General features: G+C 33.1%; 14 protein-coding genes. 10 read left to right on the forward strand and 4 right to left on the reverse strand.

Features of this window, described 5'->3' with window-relative positions; translation table 11 throughout:
• A partial coding sequence (locus ACKTST_RS00940) for a T9SS type A sorting domain-containing protein (protein ID WP_408045922.1) occupies positions 1-1,232 on the forward strand: 1,232 nt, incomplete at its 5' end.
• A 138-nt stretch (positions 1,233-1,370) separates the two neighbouring features.
• On the opposite strand, the gene ACKTST_RS00945 is transcribed toward ACKTST_RS00940, so the two are convergent.
• Entirely contained in the window at positions 1,371-2,201 is an 831-nt protein-coding gene (locus tag ACKTST_RS00945) for a universal stress protein (protein ID WP_408045923.1), read from the reverse strand.
• Positions 2,202-2,359: 158 nt separating this feature from the next.
• Here ACKTST_RS00945 and rimP point away from each other — a divergent pair, with 158 nt between their 5' ends.
• From rimP to ACKTST_RS00970, 5 genes are all read left to right on the forward strand, one after another.
• A complete protein-coding gene (gene rimP / locus ACKTST_RS00950; RefSeq protein ID WP_408045924.1) occupies positions 2,360-2,821 on the forward strand; it encodes a ribosome assembly cofactor RimP in 462 nt (153 codons plus the stop codon).
• Between the two features lie 12 nt (positions 2,822-2,833).
• Positions 2,834-4,090, forward strand: coding sequence for a transcription termination factor NusA (gene nusA / locus ACKTST_RS00955; RefSeq protein ID WP_408045925.1), 1,257 nt, complete (start codon positions 2,834-2,836; stop codon positions 4,088-4,090).
• A gap of 130 nt (positions 4,091-4,220) precedes the next feature.
• Positions 4,221-7,073: a translation initiation factor IF-2 gene (infB, locus tag ACKTST_RS00960; protein WP_408045926.1), complete on the forward strand. Its 2,853-nt coding sequence runs from the start codon at positions 4,221-4,223 to the stop codon at positions 7,071-7,073.
• A 359-nt stretch (positions 7,074-7,432) separates the two neighbouring features.
• Positions 7,433-8,404 (forward strand): M43 family zinc metalloprotease, encoded by a 972-nt coding sequence (locus ACKTST_RS00965; RefSeq protein ID WP_408045927.1) that lies wholly within the window; start codon positions 7,433-7,435, stop codon positions 8,402-8,404.
• Between the two features lie 85 nt (positions 8,405-8,489).
• Positions 8,490-8,915, forward strand: coding sequence for a hypothetical protein (locus ACKTST_RS00970; protein WP_408045928.1), 426 nt, complete (start codon positions 8,490-8,492; stop codon positions 8,913-8,915).
• A gap of 48 nt (positions 8,916-8,963) precedes the next feature.
• On the opposite strand, the gene ACKTST_RS00975 is transcribed toward ACKTST_RS00970, so the two are convergent.
• The 3 genes from ACKTST_RS00975 to ACKTST_RS00985 all read right to left on the reverse strand — a co-directional run bounded on the left by ACKTST_RS00975 (position 8,964) and on the right by ACKTST_RS00985 (position 15,474).
• Positions 8,964-10,151 (reverse strand): multidrug transporter, encoded by a 1,188-nt coding sequence (locus tag ACKTST_RS00975; RefSeq protein WP_408045929.1) that lies wholly within the window; start codon positions 10,149-10,151, stop codon positions 8,964-8,966.
• A 41-nt stretch (positions 10,152-10,192) separates the two neighbouring features.
• Positions 10,193-13,009 carry a TonB-dependent receptor gene (locus tag ACKTST_RS00980; RefSeq protein ID WP_408045930.1) on the reverse strand — a complete coding sequence of 939 codons (2,817 nt, stop codon included), beginning with the start codon at positions 13,007-13,009 and terminating at the stop codon, positions 10,193-10,195.
• Between the two features lie 134 nt (positions 13,010-13,143).
• Positions 13,144-15,474: a TonB-dependent receptor gene (locus ACKTST_RS00985; RefSeq protein ID WP_408045931.1), complete on the reverse strand. Its 2,331-nt coding sequence runs from the start codon at positions 15,472-15,474 to the stop codon at positions 13,144-13,146.
• Positions 15,475-15,583: 109 nt separating this feature from the next.
• Here ACKTST_RS00985 and ACKTST_RS00990 point away from each other — a divergent pair, with 109 nt between their 5' ends.
• The 4 genes from ACKTST_RS00990 (at position 15,584) to kbl (ending at position 21,585) form a co-directional block, all read left to right on the forward strand.
• A complete protein-coding gene (locus tag ACKTST_RS00990; protein WP_408045932.1) occupies positions 15,584-16,243 on the forward strand; it encodes a metal-dependent transcriptional regulator in 660 nt (219 codons plus the stop codon).
• Between the two features lie 13 nt (positions 16,244-16,256).
• On the forward strand, positions 16,257-17,093 hold the full coding sequence (locus ACKTST_RS00995; RefSeq protein WP_408045933.1) for a ZIP family metal transporter: 837 nt from the start codon (positions 16,257-16,259) through the stop codon (positions 17,091-17,093).
• A 124-nt stretch (positions 17,094-17,217) separates the two neighbouring features.
• Entirely contained in the window at positions 17,218-20,343 is a 3,126-nt protein-coding gene (locus ACKTST_RS01000) for a UvrD-helicase domain-containing protein (protein ID WP_408045934.1), read from the forward strand.
• A 48-nt stretch (positions 20,344-20,391) separates the two neighbouring features.
• Positions 20,392-21,585, forward strand: coding sequence for a glycine C-acetyltransferase (gene kbl, locus ACKTST_RS01005; RefSeq protein WP_408045935.1), 1,194 nt, complete (start codon positions 20,392-20,394; stop codon positions 21,583-21,585).
• The last annotated feature ends 22 nt before the right edge of the window (positions 21,586-21,607 follow it).

Here is a 21,607-nt window from a genome sequence, read left to right on the forward strand (position 1 = left end):
GGCCAGTAAACTTAACGACTGATTGGACAGACAACTGTTCAGCAGGCGGACAAGGTATCCAGTCAGATGGCGGAGTAGACCAACCAGACAGCGCAGACGGCTGTACACAATACAGATTGTATACGTTCACGATCACGGATGATTGTGGTAATAGCGATACCGAGACTACTTTAGTATCGAGAGACTACGACATGACAGCACCAGTAATAGTTGATTTACCAGAGAGCCTTGAGTTATGTGATGAAGAATTACCAGAAATGTTAACTGCAAAATGGATAGATAATTGTTCTGTTGGAGGTGATCTGGTAGCTTATCCATCAAACTTAAGAGAAGATAATTGTACTAAATATGCAGATTATGTATTTACTGCAACAGATGCTTGTGGAAATACTGTTGTTGAAACAGTTACAATGTCTAGTAAAACCGATTTATTTGAAAACTGTGGAACTGCGTTTGCTAGAGCAGATAATAACACATGTTTCTTAGACGATGGATTTAATCGTTGGGGTTGGACAAATTACTTTGCTGAAGAAGGTACATATACAATACCATTGTATACCGGAGCAGCACATTGTGATCCTTCAAATGGGGTTCAATCAGGTGAAGTTACAATTACTTATGAAGGAGGTTATGTTTCAGTAGAATATGATTTATTCGAAGGATATGTAATGAGTGTAGCACATGTGTATATTGGATGTGAAAAGTATCCTACTAAAAATGGTAAGGAAACAGTAGCACCAGGTCAATACAATTTCAACACAGCTACTTTAGATCATGTATCGAATTATACAGTAGGACCTATTGAAGCCAGCGGACCAATTTATGTAATAGCACATGCTGTAACTTGTGAAGAGGTTTGTAGATGTAATGAATCTGTTGATGATAATGGAACATTCACACCAGAAGATTCTGTTGATTGTAAAGAAGAAACAACAGAAACAGTTGTTGAACAGCAAGTAGTTGACTTTAAAGCGTATCCTGTTCCGTTTGAAAATGATATAACAATTGAGTACAAATATGAATTTGATACAGATGTTGCTATTGAAATTTACAACATGAATGGAGTATTGATTAAGAGAATTGAAAACAACTCTTATATCAAAGGTACTAAAGAAGAAATGAGAATAGATTTATCAACTGTTCAAAATCAAGCTTTAATTGTAAGATTGATTACTGACAGAGGTGTTGTTAACAAGAAAATTGTAGCAATGCGTCCGAAGAAAAGAAAGTAATCTGAATTATAACTGAATGGTTTGGAGGAATTTAAATTCCTCCAAGCTTATTCTAAAAAATTAGAAATTAAAAACCATAAAAAACGCTAAGATTAAATCTTAGCGTTTTTATTTTGTTACAAGTTAAATTAAACTATACTATACTTTAAAGGTAAGCATTGGTTTAATTGAACTTTTAGATAAGCTTTTAGTAATACTTCCATTAAAAATATGAGACAACCCACTTCTACCATGAGTAGCAAGGGCAATAACATCAGCATTAACTTTGTTAGAAAAGTTTAAAATTCCTTTTTCGATTGAAGAATCGTTGTAAACATTTATAGAGTAGTTTTGTAAATCATACGCATTGATAAAGTTTTGAATTCGAGCATTGGTTTCTTGGGTGTTTTCAAATTTTTGCGGAGTATTAATTTTTAGTAAATGAATATTACTATTCTCAAAATTTTTAGCAAAGGTTAAAAAACGTTCAAAAGCTTCATTTTTATTAGGTTTAAAACTAGAAGCAAAAACAAGGTTTTTTGGAGTGAAGTTATCACCATCTTTTTTGGTTACCATAACAGGTATTTCTGAATTTCTCACCACCTTTTCGGTGTTAGAACCAATAAGCATCTCTTCAAGGTCGGTATGACCTTTTGCTCCCATAACGATAAGGTCAGGATTGTTTTTTTTCGCATAGTCACGAATTCCATCAAAAGGAGTTTGAAAACGAATAGCATGCTTTACATTTTCGTTTTTCGGAAAGAATTCTTTCTTATAATCAATGAGTCTATCACGAACTTTTCTAATATACAACATGCTTTCAGGAATACTAAAATTTGTTCCAGCTCCCATGTCAATTATTCCAGTAGGAAGTTCAACCATGTGTAGTAAATGAACTTCACTATTAGCTTTTTCAGCTAGTTTCGAGGCTAATTTCGAAGCGTATTCTGAGGGCTTCGAAAAATCGGTTGGTACAAGGATTTTTTTCATAATAAGAAGATTTAAAGAGAGATAGTCTTCTAAATATACAAAAAATGATTGTAAGGAAGAAAGATATTTGTGTGTTAATGAATAACTTACTATATTTGCAGCAAATTTATTAATCAGATAGATGAAGGGGACGTGAGTCCCCTCTTTTTATACCTAGTATGAATCAAGAGCGAGTAAAAGAATTATTACAAGAAGCCTTACAAGAAAACGAGTCGTTGTTTTTAATCGACTTACAGTTTTTGGCAGACAATAAAATAAAAGTAATAGTAGATGGAGATTCGGGTGTGGCTTTAAGCGAATGTATTCGTATTAGCAGAAATATCGAGCATAACTTAGATAGAGAAGAAGAAGATTTTTCTTTAGAAGTTACCACGCCAGATATTGCGCAACCATTAACTGTAAAGCGACAGTATAAAAAGAACATAAACAGAATTCTAAAAGTTAAAACAGCAACTGAAGAATTTGAAGGAACTTTAACCGAAGTAACCGAAGATAGTATTACGTTACAATGGAAAACTAGAGAGCCAAAGCCAGTAGGTAAAGGAAAGCATACGGTAGAAAAAACACAAACACTAGCGTATCAAGATATTAAAGAAGCAAAAGTGAAGATCATATTTTAATTAGAGAATGAAATGGAAAATATTGCATTAATTGAATCATTTTCGGAGTTTAAAGATAATAAGAGTATAGATAGGGTAACCCTAATGTCTATCTTAGAAGAAGTATTTCGTGCTGCCTTAAAACGTAGATTTGGGTCAGACGATAACTTCGATATCATTATCAACCCAGACAAAGGAGATTTAGAGATTTGGAGAAACCGAGTGGTAGTTGCAGATGGTATGTCTGAAGACGATAATGAGGAAATTGAACTTTCAGAAGCAAGAAAAATTGAGCCAGATTTTGAAATCGGTGAAGATGTATCTGAAGAAGTTAAGTTAATCGATTTAGGAAGACGTGCTATCTTAGCATTACGTCAAAACTTAATATCTAAAATTCACGAGCACGATAGTACTAATGTTTTTAAGCAATTTAAAGACTTAGAAGGTGAAATTTATAGTGCAGAAGTACACCATATTCGTCATAATGCAGTAATTTTGTTAGATGATGAAGGAAACGAGATTGTATTACCAAAGAGTGAGCAAATTCGTTCAGACTTCTTTAGAAAAGGAGATGCTGTACGTGGAGTTATCAAATCAGTAGAATTAAGAGGTAACAAACCAGCAATTATTTTATCAAGAACTTCACCAGCTTTCTTAGTAAAGTTATTCGAGCAAGAAATTCCTGAAGTATTTGATGGTTTAATTACTATTGAAGGAGTAGCAAGAATACCAGGTGATAAAGCAAAAATCGCTGTAGATTCTTACGATGATAGAATTGATCCTGTTGGAGCTTGTGTTGGTGTTAAAGGTTCACGTATTCACGGTATTGTTCGCGAATTAGGTAACGAAAACATTGATGTAATTAATTATACTAAGAACGAACAATTATTTGTAGCAAGAGCATTAAGTCCTGCTAAAGTTACTTCTGTAGAAATTGAAATGTTTGATGAAGAGAAAAATGGTAAAAAAGGACGTGTAAACGTTTTATTAAAGCCAGAAGAAGTATCAAAAGCAATTGGTAGAGCGGGTGTTAACATTCGTTTAGCAAGTGAATTAACAGGTTACGAAATAGATGTTCAAAGAGAAGGAATTGAAGAAGAAGATGTAGAGTTAACAGAATTCTCTGACGAAATCGAAGCTTGGGTAATTGAAGAATTCAAGAAAATTGGTTTAGACACTGCGAAGAGCGTTTTAGAAAAAGACGTATCAATGTTAGTACAAAGAACCGATTTAGAAGAAGAAACAATCTTAGATGTTCAACGAATTTTAAGAGAAGAATTCGAAGACTAATATAAAACCAAAAGGAAGCTAGTTTCCTACTATGAGAACCATATAAAATCTAGCACAAAGAAGAAAAAAAGCATAACTATGCGTAGTTCGTGTAAAGTGTGTTTTTTCAATAAAAAGTACAAAACAATATATGGCTGAAGGCAACAAATTAAGACTAAATAAGGTTTTAAGAGAATTAAACATTTCTTTAGATAGAGCTGTAGAACACTTAGCTAAAAATGGCTTTGAAATCGAAGCGCGCCCTACTACCAAAATATCAGACAAAGAATATCAAATTTTATTTGATGGTTTTCAGACTGATAAATCTAAAAAGGTAGCCTCTAAAGAAGTTAGCGAAGAAAAGAGAAAAGAAAAAGAGGCAATTCGTCAGCAATTAGAAGAAGAGCAAGAAAAGAAGCGTATAGAAGACGAAGCTAAAAAGCAGGAAGTTTTAAAAGCCAAAGCTGAAAAATTAGAGTTAAAAACTGTAGGTAAAATTGATGTTGAAACTGGTAAAGCAGTTGAAGAAAAAGAAGAGCCTAAAGTTAAAGAAGAAGTAGAAGTTTCTAAAAAAGAAGAAACGGTTAAAGAAACTCCTAAGGTTGAAGAGCCTGTAAAAACTGAAGAAAAGCCAGAGCCTAAAAAAGCTGAAGAACCTAAAAAGGTTGAAAAAGCTGCAGAAGTTTCTAAACCAGAAGTAAAGGCAGAAAAGCCTAAAGAGGTTAAGAAACCAGTTGAAAACAAGCCTCAGGAAGTTAAAGAAGCAGAAAAAGCAGTTGAAGTAACTCCTGAAAATGCTGAGAAAATTAAAACTCAGTATAAAAAATTAGACGGTCCTAACTTTACAGGTCAAAAAATTGATTTAAAACAATTTGAAAGACCTAAAAAGAAGAAACCAGAAAATAAAGGTGCTGCTGCTAACGATAACGATAAGAAGAAGCGTAAGAGAATAAGCAAGCCAGCAGGAGCTGCTGGAGGCGCAGGAAATGCAGCAAGACCTAATCAAGGTCAAAACAAAGGAGGTCAAAATCGTGGAGGTAATAACCGTGGTGGACAACGTGGAGGAAGAGGAAGACAAAATGTGGCTCCAAAAGAAGAGTTAACAGAAGCACAAATCCAAAAACAAGTTAGAGAAACCTTAGAAAAACTTCAAGGAAAATCTAAAAAAGGAAAAGGAGCAAAATATCGTCGTGATAAGAGAGATGCTCACCGTCAACAAAACGAAGCAGAATTACAAGCAGCACAAGCAGAAAGCAAAGTGTTAAAAGTAACAGAGTTTGTTACAGTAAGTGAGGTTGCTACGATGATGGATGTTCCTGTTACACAAATTATTTCTACCTGTATGATGTTAGGAATGATGGTAACAATGAACCAACGTTTAGACGCTGAAACTTTATCAATTGTTGCAGAAGAATTTAACTACACAGTTGAGTTTGTTGGTGCTGAAGTAGAAGAAGCAATTGAAGAGGTTGAAGATAACCCTGAAGATTTAATTACTCGTGCACCAATTGTTACGGTAATGGGTCACGTAGATCACGGTAAAACTTCGTTATTAGATTATGTTCGTAATGCCAACGTAATTGAAGGAGAATCAGGAGGAATTACTCAGCACATTGGTGCGTATTCAGTAAAAGTAGGAGATCAAAGAATTACATTCTTAGATACACCAGGTCACGAGGCCTTTACAGCAATGCGTGCTCGTGGAGCGCAAGTTACCGATTTGGTAATTATTGTAGTAGCTGCCGATGATGATGTAATGCCACAAACAAAAGAGGCAATTGCTCACGCACAAGCAGCTGGAGTTCCTATTGTATTTGCAATTAACAAAATAGATAAGCCTAACGCGAATCCAGATAATATTAAAACACAATTATCTGCTATGAACTTATTAGTAGAAGATTGGGGTGGTAGTATTCAATCTCAAGAGATTTCTGCTAAAACAGGACAAGGGGTTGACGAGTTACTTGAAAAAGTATTATTAGAAGCTGAAGTATTAGAGTTAAAAGCAAACCCTGATAAAAATGCTAACGGAGCAGTTGTAGAAGCTTTATTAGATAAAGGTAGAGGATATGTATCTACAATTTTAGTACAGGCAGGTACGTTAAAAATTGGAGATTATATTTTAGCAGGAAAGCATAGTGGTAAAGTAAGAGCTATGTTTGATGATAAAGGTAAGAAAGTAAAAGTAGCAGGACCTTCTACACCAGTATCTATCTTAGGTTTAGACGGTGCGCCACAAGCAGGTGATAAGTTTAATGTATTTGATGATGAACGTGAAGCAAAACAAATCGCTGCAAAACGTTCTCAATTACAACGTGAGCAATCTGTAAGAACTCAAAAAACATTAACACTTGCAGAAATTGGTCGTCGTATCGCATTAGGAGACTTCAAAGAATTAAACATTATCTTAAAAGGAGATGTAGATGGTTCGGTAGAAGCTTTAACAGATTCATTCCAAAAATTATCTACTGAAGAAATTCAAGTTAATATTATTCATAAAGGAGTTGGTGCAATCACCGAATCTGATGTGTTATTAGCAACAGCATCTGATGCTATTATTGTTGGATTTAATGTGCGTCCGCAAGGAAATGCACGTGCTGTAGCTGATAGAGAAGAAGTAGATATCAGAACATACTCAATCATTTATGATGCTATCAATGACTTGAAAGATGCAATGGAAGGAATGTTATCTCCTGAAATGAAAGAAGAAGTTCTTGGTAACGTTGAAATTAGAGAAGTTTATAAAATTTCTAAGATTGGTAACATTGCAGGGTGTATGGTAATGTCTGGTAAAATTACTAGAGATTCTAAAGTTCGTATTATTAGAGAAGGAATTGTGGTTCATGATGGTGAATTAACTTCGTTAAAACGTTTTAAAGACGATGTTAAAGAAGTAACTAAAGGATACGATTGTGGTCTTCAAATTAAAGGATATAACGACATTAAAGAAGGTGATGTTATTGAAGCTTACATTGAAGTAGCAGTTAAGAAAAAGCTTAAATAAGCTAAATAACTTATAAACAGTAAAAAGGACGTCTTTTAAAGACGTCTTTTTTGTTTTATAAAATAAAAATAAGTTAAGATGATTTCTTTAATTGACGTTTTTTAGCATTTATTTTCAGAAATTTTAAAATGAACGTGAAAAATCAAAGTGCGCTCGCTAGTGAAGTTTTCTAATAAAACCATTGATTTTCAACGGTAAAAAATATTTTTTGATTTTCTTCTGAATACTATATATTGCATATCGTTAAAAAACCCTTCAATTTGTTATTAAAATAGCAAAAATTTAACAACTTCTTCTTTAAGAGTTTTGTTACCCGTTTTTTAACAAAACAAAATAACTAATTTTTAAATTTTCACAACATGAAAAGAATTTTTCTTACAATGGCAATTGCTGCTGGAATTTTAGTAGGTTGTCAAACTAATGAACAAACTCCTGACTCTGAAAACGACAAGGAGTTAGCAACTTTACAAAAAGCAGAAAAACAATGTTTTGCTAATGATGTTTTAGAAGCTAATATGGCTAACGACCCTAGCTTAAAAGCAAGTATGGAAAACATTGAAAGTTTTACAGCTAATTACATTGAAAAAGTACAAAAGGGTGAGGTTCAAGCAAGATTGGTAAATGGTAAAATCCAAATTCCAGTTGTTTATCACGTAATTTATCGTCAAGCTAGTGAAAACTTATCATTATCTGTTTTACAAGATCAGATTGATGCGTTAAATGAAGATTTTAACATGCAAAACCCAAATAGAGGTGCAATGCCAGCTGAATTTGCAGGAGTTGAAGCTAATGTGAATATCGATTTCGTAATCGAAGATGTAATTAGAGTTCAAAATTCTAAGAAGAGAAGCTGGAGACCAGATGATTCTATGAAGTTTACTTCTTCAGGAGGTAGTGATGTTGTTAATCCACAAGAATTTTTAAATATCTGGATTGTTAACGTTATGCCTTATAGAGGTGGTCAAATCTTAGGATATGCACAATTCCCAGGAGGTAGTTGGTCTACTGATGGTGTAGTTTTAGCACATCAGTTTGTTGGAGCTGGTAATAGAACAGCAACACACGAAGTTGGTCACTGGTTAAACTTACGTCACATTTGGGGTGACGGTGGATGTGGAGCTAGCGATTTCGTTGCTGATACTCCAGATGCAGACGGAGCTAGTAGAGGATGTCCTTCTTACCCAACTGTTGAGTGTGGAAGTGCTAACATGACTATGAACTTCATGGATTATTCAAGTGATAACTGTATGTATATGTTTACTGAAGGTCAAAAAGCTAGAATGGATGCAGTTTTTGCTCCAGGTGGATTTAGAGCTACTATGGCAGATTAATTTAGTCTATACGAATTTATACCTAAAGACGTTCTTTTATAAAAGAACGTCTTTTTATTATTTATAATCTGTAAACTTTTAATAAATGAAATATTTAAAAATGATGAGTCCTTTAGTGTTTTTATTAATGATGAACTGTGCTGCACAAAACACTTCTAAAGGATTTGATAAAATTGCTTACGAAGCTCAAACTAGAGGAAGCTTAGTGCAAATTACTGTTGAAGGAAATAAATTGTCTTATAAAACATATCAAGAAGAAGAAACCAAAGAAATTTCAAAAGAACAGTTAGAAGAATTAAAAAAAATAGTTGATGAACTGAATTTAAAAGGAATATCAGACCTAAAAGCACCAAGCGAAAAACGTATTACTGATGGAGCGTTACATGCTGAATTTGTAATAAAAGTTGGAGATGAAGAATACAAATCAAGTACATTTGATGCTGGAAATCCGCCAACAGAATTAAAAAAATTAGAAGATTTTTTATATAGCTTGTCTGATTTAAAAGAATAAAAAAACCGAGCATTTGCTCGGTTTTTTTATTTAGAGGTGTAAAGAAAATTATTGTCTAGTCCAACCTGCTCCCCATGTAGCATAATCAGTACCAGTTGCAGCTGTGTTTTCAGTCATGAAATCTGAGTCAGCAAAAGCAACTCCTGTATCATTTTTTACTTTAACTGTTACGTCATCAAACTTAACATCAGTAGCTTTTAAATCTCCTGAAGTAACTCCGTTTCCTGTAGGGTTGTCTGTAACATCACCATCAAGGTCAAATCCTTCAGCAAAGCCCCTTAATACAACATTGTTAAAGATACCTTGTGTACCTGCTCTTAAACGGATAGCTTCATTTCCTGTACCAGAACCTAATCCTACAATTGTTAAATTAGTAACGGTTGGTTTAGAGAAATATTTAGGGCTTGATAAGTTTCCTATATCAGTATTGTAACCATCAGCTTCAATTCCTTTATCGTGGTCAGTTCCATGTTTTACATAAGCATCTGTAATTGTACCAGAATAACCTTCAGTCCAGTCGATAGAATCGTCTTGAGCATTTACAACTGAAACGTTGTTTACATTAACAGTTCCACCAAAGAATTCAACTCCATCGTCTTTTCCTTCAAACATTTGAATATACTCTACTTTTGTAGCGTTTCCAACTCCGTAGAAAGAGAATCCGTTGTTTTCTGATTGTCCATCTGCTTTTCCTCCAGAATACTCTACTCTTACATAGCTTAATACACCTGAATTGTCATTAGGAACATCTCCTCCGTAAGGTAAACTTGCAATTTCTGAAGTAGAAGTAGCAGTACCACCAGAAACAGAATTAATAGGTGCTTTACCTAATAAAATTAATCCTCCCCAGTCTCCTGCGTTAGGAGTACTAGCTGCAGAAGTAAAAATAATTGGTTGGCTTGAAGTACCTTCTGCCATAATTTTTGCTCCTTGAGAAATTGCTAAATATACATCAGAACCTGTAGCAGCAGCTTTAATTGTTGTACCAGCAGGAATTGTTAAGGTTGTTCCGCTTTCAAAAATTGTTGCACCAGTAATAATGTAACATTTAGTAGGATCTAGAGTTAAATCTGAAGTGTAGTTTCCTTTTAATTCTACCTCACAAGACGAAGAACCTCCACCGTTGTTATTGGTAACACTGTTGTCATTGATTACTATATCAGCTGTATCATCAGCTCCACATGAAGTTAATAAAGTAGCTGTGATAGCCAATCCTAATAAAAAATTGTTTTTCATTTCCTTTAAAGTTTAATTATTTTTTTGAGTTTTTATTTTAGTTAAAGTTTGTATTTAAGACCTAAGCTTATGTTTGTTCCTCTTTTGTATTCAGATAAAATTACATCACCAATAGAAGTATTTTCTCTTACTCTTTTAATTGAAGGATCTAATAAGTTTTTAGCTTTTAAGTTTACTTCCCATTTTTCTCCGAATTTATTTTTCCAAATAAAATCAACAGTTGGAATTCCTTTTTCAATAATATTTCCTAATTCTCCAGCACCTAAAGCGTCAATTCTGTCAGAGAAATAAGAGAACACTAAAGAAGTTATAGGTTTGTAATTTTTAAACTGAGTAGGGGTGTAGTTTAAGTTAGCGTTGATTAAGAAAGGTGAGGCTCCTTGTAATTCGTCGTTATCCCTGTTAAATGTTGTGCTATACCCAGAAACTCCAGTAATATCTTTCTTTAAATCTTGATTTGTGTACATGTACGTAAAGTTGAATCCAGCAGATAAGACTGTTTCGTCATCTTCATCTTTTACTAAATTTTTACGCGCCTCAATTTCAATTCCAGCCACTGTTGCTTTATCTCCAGTTCTAAAATAACGTTGGTCACCGGCTGCACTATTAGCAATTACCAAGTTTACTGGATTGTTAATTTGTTTGCCAAAAGCTCCAACAGAAAGTAATTCATCTCTTGAAATAAACCACTCATATTTTAAGTCTAAATTGAAGATTTTTGAGAATGATGGATTGTCTAATAAATCGGGGTTACCACCTACTCTTTGCCCAATTCCTTCATAAATAAATGGAGCTACTTCTTTAAATTCTGGTACAGATATAGTTTGACTAAAGTTAAAACGTAAGTTTTGGTCATCGGTAACAGCATATTTTACATTTAAACTTGGTAAGAAAAATGTTTCAGAAGCATTTCTAAAACCAGGGTCTTTTGGGTTGATGTTAATTACATCGTAAACAATATCTTGTTTAAAAGCTTCAACTCTGATTCCTGGTACAAAAACCCATTTTTCTCCAGATTTGATTTCAGCAGAAACATAACCAGCGTGAATGTTTAATTGACCGTTATAGGTGTTTTCGTCTAAACCTGGTAAGCTTGCAATATTACTGTTTTCAAAACCTGGAAGTTTTCTGAAAACATCTAATCGGTAGATTTTATCTGTTTGATTTTTATAAATCTGTGCGTTTTCTAGGTTGAAAATGCTATTAAAATTATGTACGTTAGAAACTTGGAATTGAGAATCTAAAATGTCGTAACCATACCTGATGTTTTTAAAATCTCTTTCTTTTGTTCTTCCGTTATATCCGAAATTGAAAGTTAAATTTTCAGTAAAATTATATGCTAAGTTTACTCTACTGTTTAACTCTTCGTCAATAATTTTTTGGAAATAGCGTTGGTTGTCAAATGAGTTATTTGTGTAAAAAACAGCATTTGTATTTGGATCGTTATCTAAAGTGTTTTGAAAGTTTTCTAAACTAATTCTTTTTCTGTCTGGTTCGTGAGCAAAAACGTTGTTGTAACCAATTCCCCAAGTTAATTTTAATTTACCATCTTCAAACTTATGATCACCAGTTAACTGATTTACAAAAACTAAATCTTGATTGTATTGAACATTCATTTGGTAAAAACCTTCATCAGTATTTTTTAAAGCGTCTCTGTTTTTACCTAAACCTCTGTAACCGTAATAACCAACTTCATCACTAGAACTGTTTAAGAACAATGAAGTGTACTTTAATTTGTGATTGCTATTGATGCTATATAAAGCACTTAACATAGCTGTTGTAGCTGTTGAATATTGATATTCTTTAGCGTTAGGATATTCTTTTTTAAATACGTTAGAAAAATCAACGACAGGTCCTTCTCTGTATTCAAAATCTCTACTGAAAGAAGCAGTACCAAATAAGCTTAATCTTGATCCGTCTCTAAAATCGAAAGATTTTCCTGCGTTAGCAGCGATAGAATTGTTTATTGGGTTGCCACCATCAACTGGGTCTACTCCGTGAGAAAGAACTACAGCAAAAGGATTGTGTTCAAATCTGTTATAGTATCCAAAATAACCGGTTCCTTCACTTTTCTTGAAGTTTTCTCCCATTGCTCTTGAATTAACTCCAGATCCTAAGTTTACTTCAAAGAAACCATTTCCTTTATATTCTTTAGAAGATACATCAATATTACCAGCAGCAAAGTCTCCGTAAAAATTAGAAGAGTAAGCTTTACTTATTGATACGTTTTGTATGATGTCTGATGGAAATAAGTTTAAGTCAATATTTTTCTTAGCAATATCATTTGAAGGTAATGAAAGACCGTTCATGGTAGTGTTTAAATATCTATCACCTAAACCACGAACATATACATTACTTGAACCTTCTTGTTTTGATACTCCAGAAATTTTAGATACTGCACCCGCTGCATCTGAAATACCTTTTGAAGATAATTCTTCTGCACCAATACTTTCTTTAATTACTGTAGCTTTCTTTTGCTCTAATAATAAAGCACTAGCTTTATCTTTACTTGTTGAAGCTTTAATTTCTACTTCATCTAAAGTAACACCTTCGTTAGCACCTAACTGAATATTTACAGTTAAACTTTGATTTGCGACAACGGTGATAGGTTTTTCTATTGTTTGATATCCAACAAAACTAAAAACAATGGTTTGGTTACCTGCAGGTACATTTAGTGTGTACTTACCATCCATTTCGGTTGTTCCTCCAATAGATGTTCCTTTAATAAAAACATTAGCAAAAGGTAATGCCTCTCCATTCATCTCTTTATCTGTAACTATTCCAGTAACAGTACCTTTGTCTTGTGAAAATGCAAAACTACAAAGGCTTAAAAGAGTAATAACTATTAATTTTTTCATTCTAACTAACTTGTGTTCTTAAATACCCTGCAAAAGTGGAGCGGTATTGTAAATCAAATGTTAGTTAGAAATTATTGTTCTATTATTAGAATGTTTACTTAATGTTAATAGAAATAGTATATGTTACCTTAATATTAATTACTTGTAAATTTCAGCCCAATAGATAGGGTTCTTGGCGTTGCAGGACCGTAGATGAAATTGCTGTCACGCTCTTTACCTACATCAAAAGTTTGTTGATATGTATCAAAAATGTTTTTAATACCAGCGGTAAGTTCAAGATTGGTGTTAAGTTTTTCTAATTCAAAAGTATAACTACTGTTAATCCCTAAATTAAAAAAGGAAGGAGAAGTAAAATATTCATCTGAAGACAAATTATTTGGAGAAGCTAAGTGTAACACATCCATACTACCGGTATAAACTAAATTCAACGCTGTTTTAAATTTTTGATTTGGAGTATAGGTCGCTGTAGCGTAACCGTAAGTATTAGGCGTGCGTAAAAATTCTCTTTTTAAAGGAAGTTCATCTGAGTTGTTTACTGCTGAGTTGTATTTGCTCGATTGATAAGTGAAACCTGCATCTAGCTGTAAAACTCCATCATAATTTAAACGAGTTTCTAAAGTGATTCCTTGCACTACTGCCCCGTCACCATTTCTTTTTTCAAAAACTTCTCCAAAAGAATCTTCACCAATAGACTCTAAGTAAAAAGCATCTTTTAAATTGGTGTAAAAACTTTCAACAGTAAAACCATAAATATAATGTTCAGTTGGTTTATCGTAGTTGAAGGAAAGCGTATAACTGTTAGAGCGCTCTCTTTTTAAATTGTCTGCTAATACAACTCGAGATACTCCACCACCTGCGAAAGCAATGTGTAAATCGGTATCAAAAGCTTGCGGAGCTCTAAAACCTGTTCCCCAAGTTCCTCTAATTTGAGTGTTTTCAAAAGGTTTAAACAATAATGATATTCTCGGACTTGCTACATTATTTATTATTGTTTTCTGGTTTCCGTCTTGTTTTAAAGCATTTAATTGATGATTATCGTAACGTACACCAGTTAGTAAGTTCCATTTTTTTGAGATTTCCCAATCGCTTTGAAAAAAGAAGCCGAAATTTTTGGTGAGTTGATCTACTCTATAATTATAAGCTTCAATAAAATCGTTAACATCATCTTGAACAAATTCTCCACCAATCGTAAACACATTATTTCCGTCTAAAAAATTTTCAAGTTTATGATTAAATTGTAATCCTCCTTGAAAAGTTGTGGTAGTTGAGTTTCCGTAAGGTGGATTTGTTAAGTGTGCTGTGTCTTCAGGAGTGCCAACATCTGGACGAATTCCTGTATAATGTTCTCTGTCGGTATATTGAGTTGCAAAATAAGTAATGATAGAACTTTTGTCATTATTAAAGTTGATTTGGTAATCAATATTCCCAACATACACATCATGTACTCTTTCTTCTGATTGTAACGCAAAATGAGGAGCTTTATCAACCATTTCTCCACCATAACGATACTCGTTCATTTTACTAAAATTGATTTCTACTTTTTGATTATCCGTTGGAAGAAAGAACAAATTGGTGCCGAAAGAACTGTTTTTTAACTCGGGAAGTTCAGAAAAGTTGTCATCGTTTGCATCAAACATCGCTCTTTTTCTATTATTTATAAAAAATGAAGCTCCTGCATTTCTGTTTTCGTTTACAATGGTTGCATTTCCTGCAATGATGTGGTCAGAAATTCCTTTCGTATTTTGGTAAGTGTACCCTATGCTGTAATTATTTTTCTTCGGAATTTTAGTAATCACGTTTACTGTACCTCCAATAGCGCTTGAACCGTAAAGTGCAGAACCACCACCACGAACAACTTCTATGCGTTCAATCATATTTGTTGGAACTTGCTCTAAACCGTACAAACCAGTTAACGGACTAAAAATTGGACGACCATTTATTAAAATTTGTGAATATCCTCCGGCTAAACCGTTCATACGAAGTTGGGTGTAGTTACAGGTTTGGCAATCAGTTTCTACACGTAAACCCGTTTGAAATTTTAATCCTTCAGATAAATTACACGCTTGCACATCAGCTAATGTTTGACTATTAATCACATTAACAATAACGGGGCTGTTTGTTCGGCGTTTATCAGTTCGAGTACCAGTAATAGTTACTTGATCTAATATTTCAGCAGTTTCAGTTAATGTAAAATTTATAGTTTTTTCTTCAGATGCATTTATAAGAACTGTTTTTCTTTCTGATAAATAAGCTATTGATGAAGCTACCAAAACAAATTTATTTTTTGAAGTTTTTAGTTCGTAGTTACCAAACTCGTCCGTAGTTGTACCAGTTTCTGCTCCTTTAATATAAACTGAGGCGAAAGGAATTGGTTCTCTTTTAGATGTTGTGATGCTACCTTTAACAGTTTGTCCGTTACTAATGCTTGATATAAATAGAATTGCAATCGCAATGTAATTTTTCATGGTAAGTTGTACTTGTAAATTTATGCAAATATAAATTAATTTTTAGACAAGGCTAAAAATATGTTTAAATGAAGCAAAATTTATATATTTGTATCTCTAAAAAATTATCATGTTTAGTCAATCCGAAGAAAACTATATCAAAGCGATGTATCATTTAGCTGCCAATTCTAAAAAAGGAATTAGTACAAATGCGATTGCGAATAAATTAGATACAAAAGCATCTTCGGTTACTGATATGATAAAAAAACTATCTGAAAAAGAGGTGGTGGTATATAAGAAATACCAAGGTGTAACTTTAACGGAGTTTGGTAAAAAAACTGCGGTAAGCATTATTAGAAAGCATCGTTTATGGGAAGTTTTTTTAGTAGATAAGTTAAATTTTTCTTGGGATGAAGTACATGAAGTAGCAGAGCAGTTAGAGCATATTAAGTCGCCTAAATTAATTAATGAACTAGATGCTTTTTTAGGATATCCCAAAAGAGATCCTCATGGCGATCCGATACCAGACAGTGAAGGAAATTTACAAGTAATTGAAAAGAGTTTGTTGTCAACTTTCAAAAAAGGAGAACAAGGTGTTTGTGTTGGTGTAGATGATAGTTCTTCAGAATTTTTGCAATTTTTAGATAAACAAGGTATAGCACTAGGAAAACAAATAAAAGTATTGAATATTGAACCTTTTGATGGTTCATTGCAAATAGAAATCAATCAAGAAGAATTGACGATTTCAAACAAAATTGCAAGTAATTTATACATGCAAAAATCACGATAAATAATAAGTATATATGAGTACATTTGATCAATTAGTAGCTTTCGGGAAAGAACATCCAATACAAGCTGCTTTGTACGCTTCTCTATTTACATGGGGATTAACAGCCTTAGGAGCTAGTTTAGTGTTCTTTTTTAAAAAATTAAATAGGGCTGTTTTAGATGGGATGTTAGGTTTTACTGGAGGAGTAATGGTAGCGGCAAGTTTTTGGAGTTTATTATCTCCAGCAATTGATAACAGTCCAGGAGAAGGATTTGTAAAAGTAATTCCGGCAGCAGTAGGTTTTGGATTAGGAGCTTTAGCATTGTTTGGTATGGATAAATGGTTACCTCACTTACACATCAACTTTAAAGAAAATGAAGCTGAAGGAGTTAAGACCAACTGGCATAAAACAACGTTGTTGGTTTTGGCGATTACTTTGCATAATATTCCCGAAGGATTAGCGGTTGGAGTTCTGTTTGGAGCTGCATCTACTATGGTAGGAGTTGAGCAAACTGAAATGATTATCGCAGCAATTTCCTTAGCGATTGGTATCGGAATTCAAAACTTCCCTGAAGGGTTTGCGGTAGCAATGCCACTTCGAAGACAAGGAGTTAGCAGAAGAAAAAGCTTTTGGTACGGACAATTATCTGCAATAGTAGAACCTGTTGCGGCTGTTTTAGGTGCTGTAGCAGTATCTTTTTTTACACCTATTTTGCCTTATGCTTTAGCCTTTGCTGCAGGAGCAATGATTTTTGTAGTAGTTGAAGAAGTTATTCCAGAAACACAACGAGATAAATATACCGATGTAGCTACCTTAGGTTTTATTGGTGGATTTATCGTAATGATGTCTTTAGATGTTGGTTTAGGATAGAACACAATGTGTTCTCATAAATATTTTAAAAGCAGGATTTCATAATAGAAATTCTGCTTTTCTTTTTACTTTGATTTTTGCCTCTTGAATCCAAAAGCAGTATTTTGCAACAAAAATAAATCAGTTGCAACAACCATCAACTTTTCAAGTATATAACGCTTCTGCGGGTAGTGGTAAAACTTTTACATTGGTTAAAGAATATCTGAAGGTTTTATTACAATCTGAAGATATTTTTCGCTTTCAAAAAATATTAGCGATTACGTTTACCAATAAAGCTGCAGGAGAAATGAAAGAACGCGTGTTGCATAATTTGCAAGTTTTTTCAGAAGGAGAAAGTAACGATTTGTTAGAAGTAATTTTAGGAGAAACTTCCCTTGATAGACAAACTGTAAAAGAACGAAGTAAAAAAATATTAGATGAAATTCTTCGTAACTATGCTGCATTTTCAATTACTACCATTGATAGTTTTACGCATAAAATCATAAAAAGTTTTGCGTACGATTTAGGGTTGCCTTTAAATTTTGAAGTTGAAATGGATGCAGTTTCGTTGTTAAACGAATCGGTAGATATTCTTATTTCAAAAATAGGAACAGAAGAAGCCTTAACAAAATTGTTAATTGATTTTTCTCTTGATAAAGCTGATGATGATAAATCGTGGGATATTTCTCGTGAATTGAATGAGTTTTCTAAAATTTTATTAAATGAAGACGATACAAAACATTTTAGAAAACTAGCAAACAAACAACTTACAGATTTTACCAATTTAAAATCAAAATTATCAAAACATCAAAAGCTGATAAAAAGCCGTTGGAAAGAAATTGGTAAAGAAGCTTTGCAAATGATTGAAACCATGCAATTGGCACATAACGATTTTTATTACTCGCTACTGCCAAAACATTTTGTTGCATTGGCTCAAAATCCTGATAAAGCTAAGTTTTATGACCAAAGCAAGCTTAGAGAACGAATTGAAGAAAATAACTTTTATTCAAAATCGAAATCTGAAGATGTAAAAACAGCTATTGAAGGAATTCTTCCTGAATTGTTGCAGTTGTATATGGAATCGGAGCAATTGTATCAGCAATTTTCAATGAATAATTTAGCGTTGAAAAGCATTATCCCGTTAGCTGTTTTAAACAATGTTAATCAGGAACTAACACACTTAAAAGAAGAAAATAATTTACGATTAAACGCAGAGTTCAATCAATTAATTTCTGATAATATAAAAGACCAACCAGCACCTTTTATTTATGAGCGAATTGGGCAACGATTTATGCATTATTTTATTGATGAAATGCAAGACACGTCAACATTACAATGGCAAAATTTAATTCCGCTAATTGATAATGCCTTGGCGCAAGAAAACAGTAATTTGTTGTTGGTGGGTGATGGTAAACAAGCAATTTATCGTTGGCGAGGAGGAAAATCGGAGCAATTTATTGGTTTAGGGTCAGAAAAAGACAATCCGTTTCATATTCAAAAAGAAGTAAAAACGTTAGAAACTAATTTTAGGAGTTATGCTGAGGTTATAAATTTTAACAATCAATTTTTTCAACATACGGCAAATTTCTTGCAGAATGAATCCTACAAGCAATTGTTTGTTGATGGAAATAAACAACTAGAAAATTCAAAAAAAGGAGGTTGTGTGTCGCTAACTTTTTTAGAAAAAGAAGAAGATAAAGAGGAAGAACAAATCAAATATCCGAAGAAAGTTTTAGAACTTGTGAAACGTTTAGAAAATGAGTTTTCATTGAATGAAATTTGCATTTTAGTCCGTAAAAAGAAAGACGGAATTGCAGTTGCAAATTACTTGTCAGAAAACGGAGTTGATATTATTTCTTCAGAAACCTTATTGTTAGAAAATAGTTCAAAAGTCAAGTTTATTATCGATGTTTTACAAGTAATTCAGCATCCGAATGATAAAGAAACCTGTTTGGAATTATTGTATTTTTTACAAGAACATTTAAACATTACAAAAGACAAACATTCGTTTATAGCTGAGTTCATACATCAATCAAACGAAAATATTTTCCAACAATTAAAAAACTATGGAGCTTCTTTTGAATTATCTACTTTTCATCAATTGCCTTTTTATGAAAAAATTGAAGAAATTATAAGAGGTTTTCAACTAATCACCTCTTCTGATGCCTATGTGCAATTCTTTTTAGATGTGGTTTTAGAACAGCAACGAAAAGGAACAAGTATTCAGGAGTTTTTAGATTTTTGGTCTGATAAAAAAGATAAGTTAAGTATTGTGGCTCCAGAAAGTGGAAATGCAGTGCAGGTTATGACAATTCACAAGTCGAAAGGATTGGAATTTCCAGTGGTTATTTTTCCGTACGATTTAGATGTGTATCGACAAGTAAATCCGAAAGTTTGGTTAGATGAATTGCCTGAAAATTATAACGGATTTAAAGAATTGCTAGTTCCTTTTAATAAAGATTTGAATTATGTAAACGATCGCGGTTCTGAAATTTATCAGCAGCAACGAGAAGAGTTAGAACTTGATAATTTCAATTTATTATATGTTGCATTAACAAGGGTAGTAGAGCAATTACATGTTATTACCGAGAAGAAAATTTCATCTAAAGGAGAAGAAAATACGAATTTTTATTCGGGAGTTTTCATCAATTATTTAAAAGCTCAAAACCTGTGGGAGGAGAGTCAGTTAGAGTATGTAATTGGTGATTCAAAAAGAGTAAGTGAGTTTAAAAAGCAGCAAAGCAACACCGAAATTCAAGAAGATTTTATTTCAACTCCGTGGCAAGAACACAACATTCATATGCTTGCAAGCGCTTCTAAATTATGGGATACCGAACAAGGAAAAGCAATTGAGTTTGGTAATTTAATTCACGAAATGATGGCTGAAATAATTGTAAAAGAAGATGTAGAAAAGATAGTGCAGCGTTATGCGCAACAAGGAGTACTTCCGCAAGAAAAAACATCTGAAGTGACAAATAACATTAAGCAAATAGTAAATCATCCGCAGTTAGGGAAATATTTTTCTGATGAGGTAATAGTATATAATGAAAGAGAAATTGTTGATATTGATGGTCAAATGATTATTCCAGATCGTTTGGTGTTTAATCAAGAAAATGAAATGGTAATTATCGATTATAAAACAGGAAAACCATCCAAAGCATATCATCAACAATTATTACGTTATGAAAAAGTATTGCAAACAATGAATTTTAAAGTAGATAAAAAACTATTGGTATATATTGATGAAGAAATTTTGGTTGAAGAAGTTTAACGATTAACTTTGACCTTTAATATAGCAAACAACTTTCAAACATAAATCATGTACGGAAAAATAAAAGAACAATTACAACAAGAAATTCAGGATATTAAAGATGCTGGGTTATATAAATCAGAACGTATTATTACCTCGTCGCAAGATGCCGTAATAAAAATTTCTACAGGTGAAGAAGTAATTAACTTTTGTGCCAATAATTACTTAGGATTGTCTAATCATCCAGAAGTAATTCAAGCAGCAAAAGACACCATGGATACACATGGTTTCGGAATGTCATCAGTGCGTTTCATCTGTGGTACACAAGATATTCACAAGCAATTAGAAGCAAAAATCGCAGAATTTTACACGACAGAAGACACGATATTGTACGCAGCAGCTTTTGATGCTAACGGTGGAGTTTTTGAACCATTACTTACAAAAGAAGATGCAATTATTTCCGATAGTTTAAATCATGCTTCTATTATTGATGGAGTTCGTTTGTGTAAAGCAGCACGTTATCGTTATGATAATAATGATATGGCATCTTTAGAAGAACAACTAATTGAAGCAAATAAGCAAAACCATCGTTTTAAAATTATTGTTACTGATGGAGTTTTTTCTATGGATGGAATCGTTGCCAAATTAGATAAAATTTGCGATTTAGCAGATAAATACGATGCTATGGTAATGGTAGATGAATGTCATGCAGCTGGGTTTATCGGGGAAACTGGACGAGGTACTGTAGAATTAAAAGATGTAATGAACCGTGTTGATATTGTTACAGGTACTTTAGGAAAAGCCCTAGGTGGAGCAATGGGAGGATATACCACAGGTAAAAAAGAAATTGTTGAAATTTTACGTCAACGTTCAAGACCGTATTTATTCTCTAATTCATTAGCGCCAGCTATCGTAGGAGCTTCTTTAAAGGTGTTTGATTTATTATCAAATGACACTTCTCTTAGAGACAAACTAGAGTGGAATACTAACTATTTCCGTTCAGAAATGGAAAAAGCAGGCTTTGATTTAGTTGGAGCAGATGCTGCTATTGTTCCTGTAATGCTTTATGATGCAAAGCTTTCTCAGGTAATGGCTAATAAGTTATTAGAAGAAGGAATTTATGTAATAGGTTTCTTTTATCCTGTTGTTCCAAAAGAACAAGCAAGAATTAGGGTCCAACTTTCAGCTGCACATGAAAAAGAACATTTAGACAAAGCAATAAATGCATTTATTAAGGTTGGGAAAGAGCTGAATGTGATATAAATATCTTGTTCAAAAACTTGCA

It is taken from the genome of Tenacibaculum crassostreae, assembly GCF_964512405.1.
Taxonomy (GTDB): domain Bacteria; phylum Bacteroidota; class Bacteroidia; order Flavobacteriales; family Flavobacteriaceae; genus Polaribacter; species Polaribacter crassostreae.

Bases quoted from the DNA above. Each gene is read 5' to 3' on its own strand.
- ACKTST_RS00945 (WP_408045923.1), bottom strand. From the start codon at position 2,201: ATGAAAAAAATCCTTGTACCAACCGATTTTTCGAAGCCCTCAGAATAC.
- rimP (WP_408045924.1), top strand. From the start codon at position 2,360: ATGAATCAAGAGCGAGTAAAAGAATTATTACAAGAAGCCTTACAAGAA.
- nusA (WP_408045925.1), top strand. From the start codon at position 2,834: ATGGAAAATATTGCATTAATTGAATCATTTTCGGAGTTTAAAGATAAT.
- infB (WP_408045926.1), top strand. From the start codon at position 4,221: ATGGCTGAAGGCAACAAATTAAGACTAAATAAGGTTTTAAGAGAATTA.
- ACKTST_RS00965 (WP_408045927.1), top strand. From the start codon at position 7,433: ATGAAAAGAATTTTTCTTACAATGGCAATTGCTGCTGGAATTTTAGTA.
- ACKTST_RS00970 (WP_408045928.1), top strand. From the start codon at position 8,490: ATGAAATATTTAAAAATGATGAGTCCTTTAGTGTTTTTATTAATGATG.
- ACKTST_RS00975 (WP_408045929.1), bottom strand. From the start codon at position 10,151: ATGAAAAACAATTTTTTATTAGGATTGGCTATCACAGCTACTTTATTA.
- ACKTST_RS00980 (WP_408045930.1), bottom strand. From the start codon at position 13,009: ATGAAAAAATTAATAGTTATTACTCTTTTAAGCCTTTGTAGTTTTGCA.
- ACKTST_RS00985 (WP_408045931.1), bottom strand. From the start codon at position 15,474: ATGAAAAATTACATTGCGATTGCAATTCTATTTATATCAAGCATTAGT.
- ACKTST_RS00990 (WP_408045932.1), top strand. From the start codon at position 15,584: ATGTTTAGTCAATCCGAAGAAAACTATATCAAAGCGATGTATCATTTA.
- ACKTST_RS00995 (WP_408045933.1), top strand. From the start codon at position 16,257: ATGAGTACATTTGATCAATTAGTAGCTTTCGGGAAAGAACATCCAATA.
- kbl (WP_408045935.1), top strand. From the start codon at position 20,392: ATGTACGGAAAAATAAAAGAACAATTACAACAAGAAATTCAGGATATT.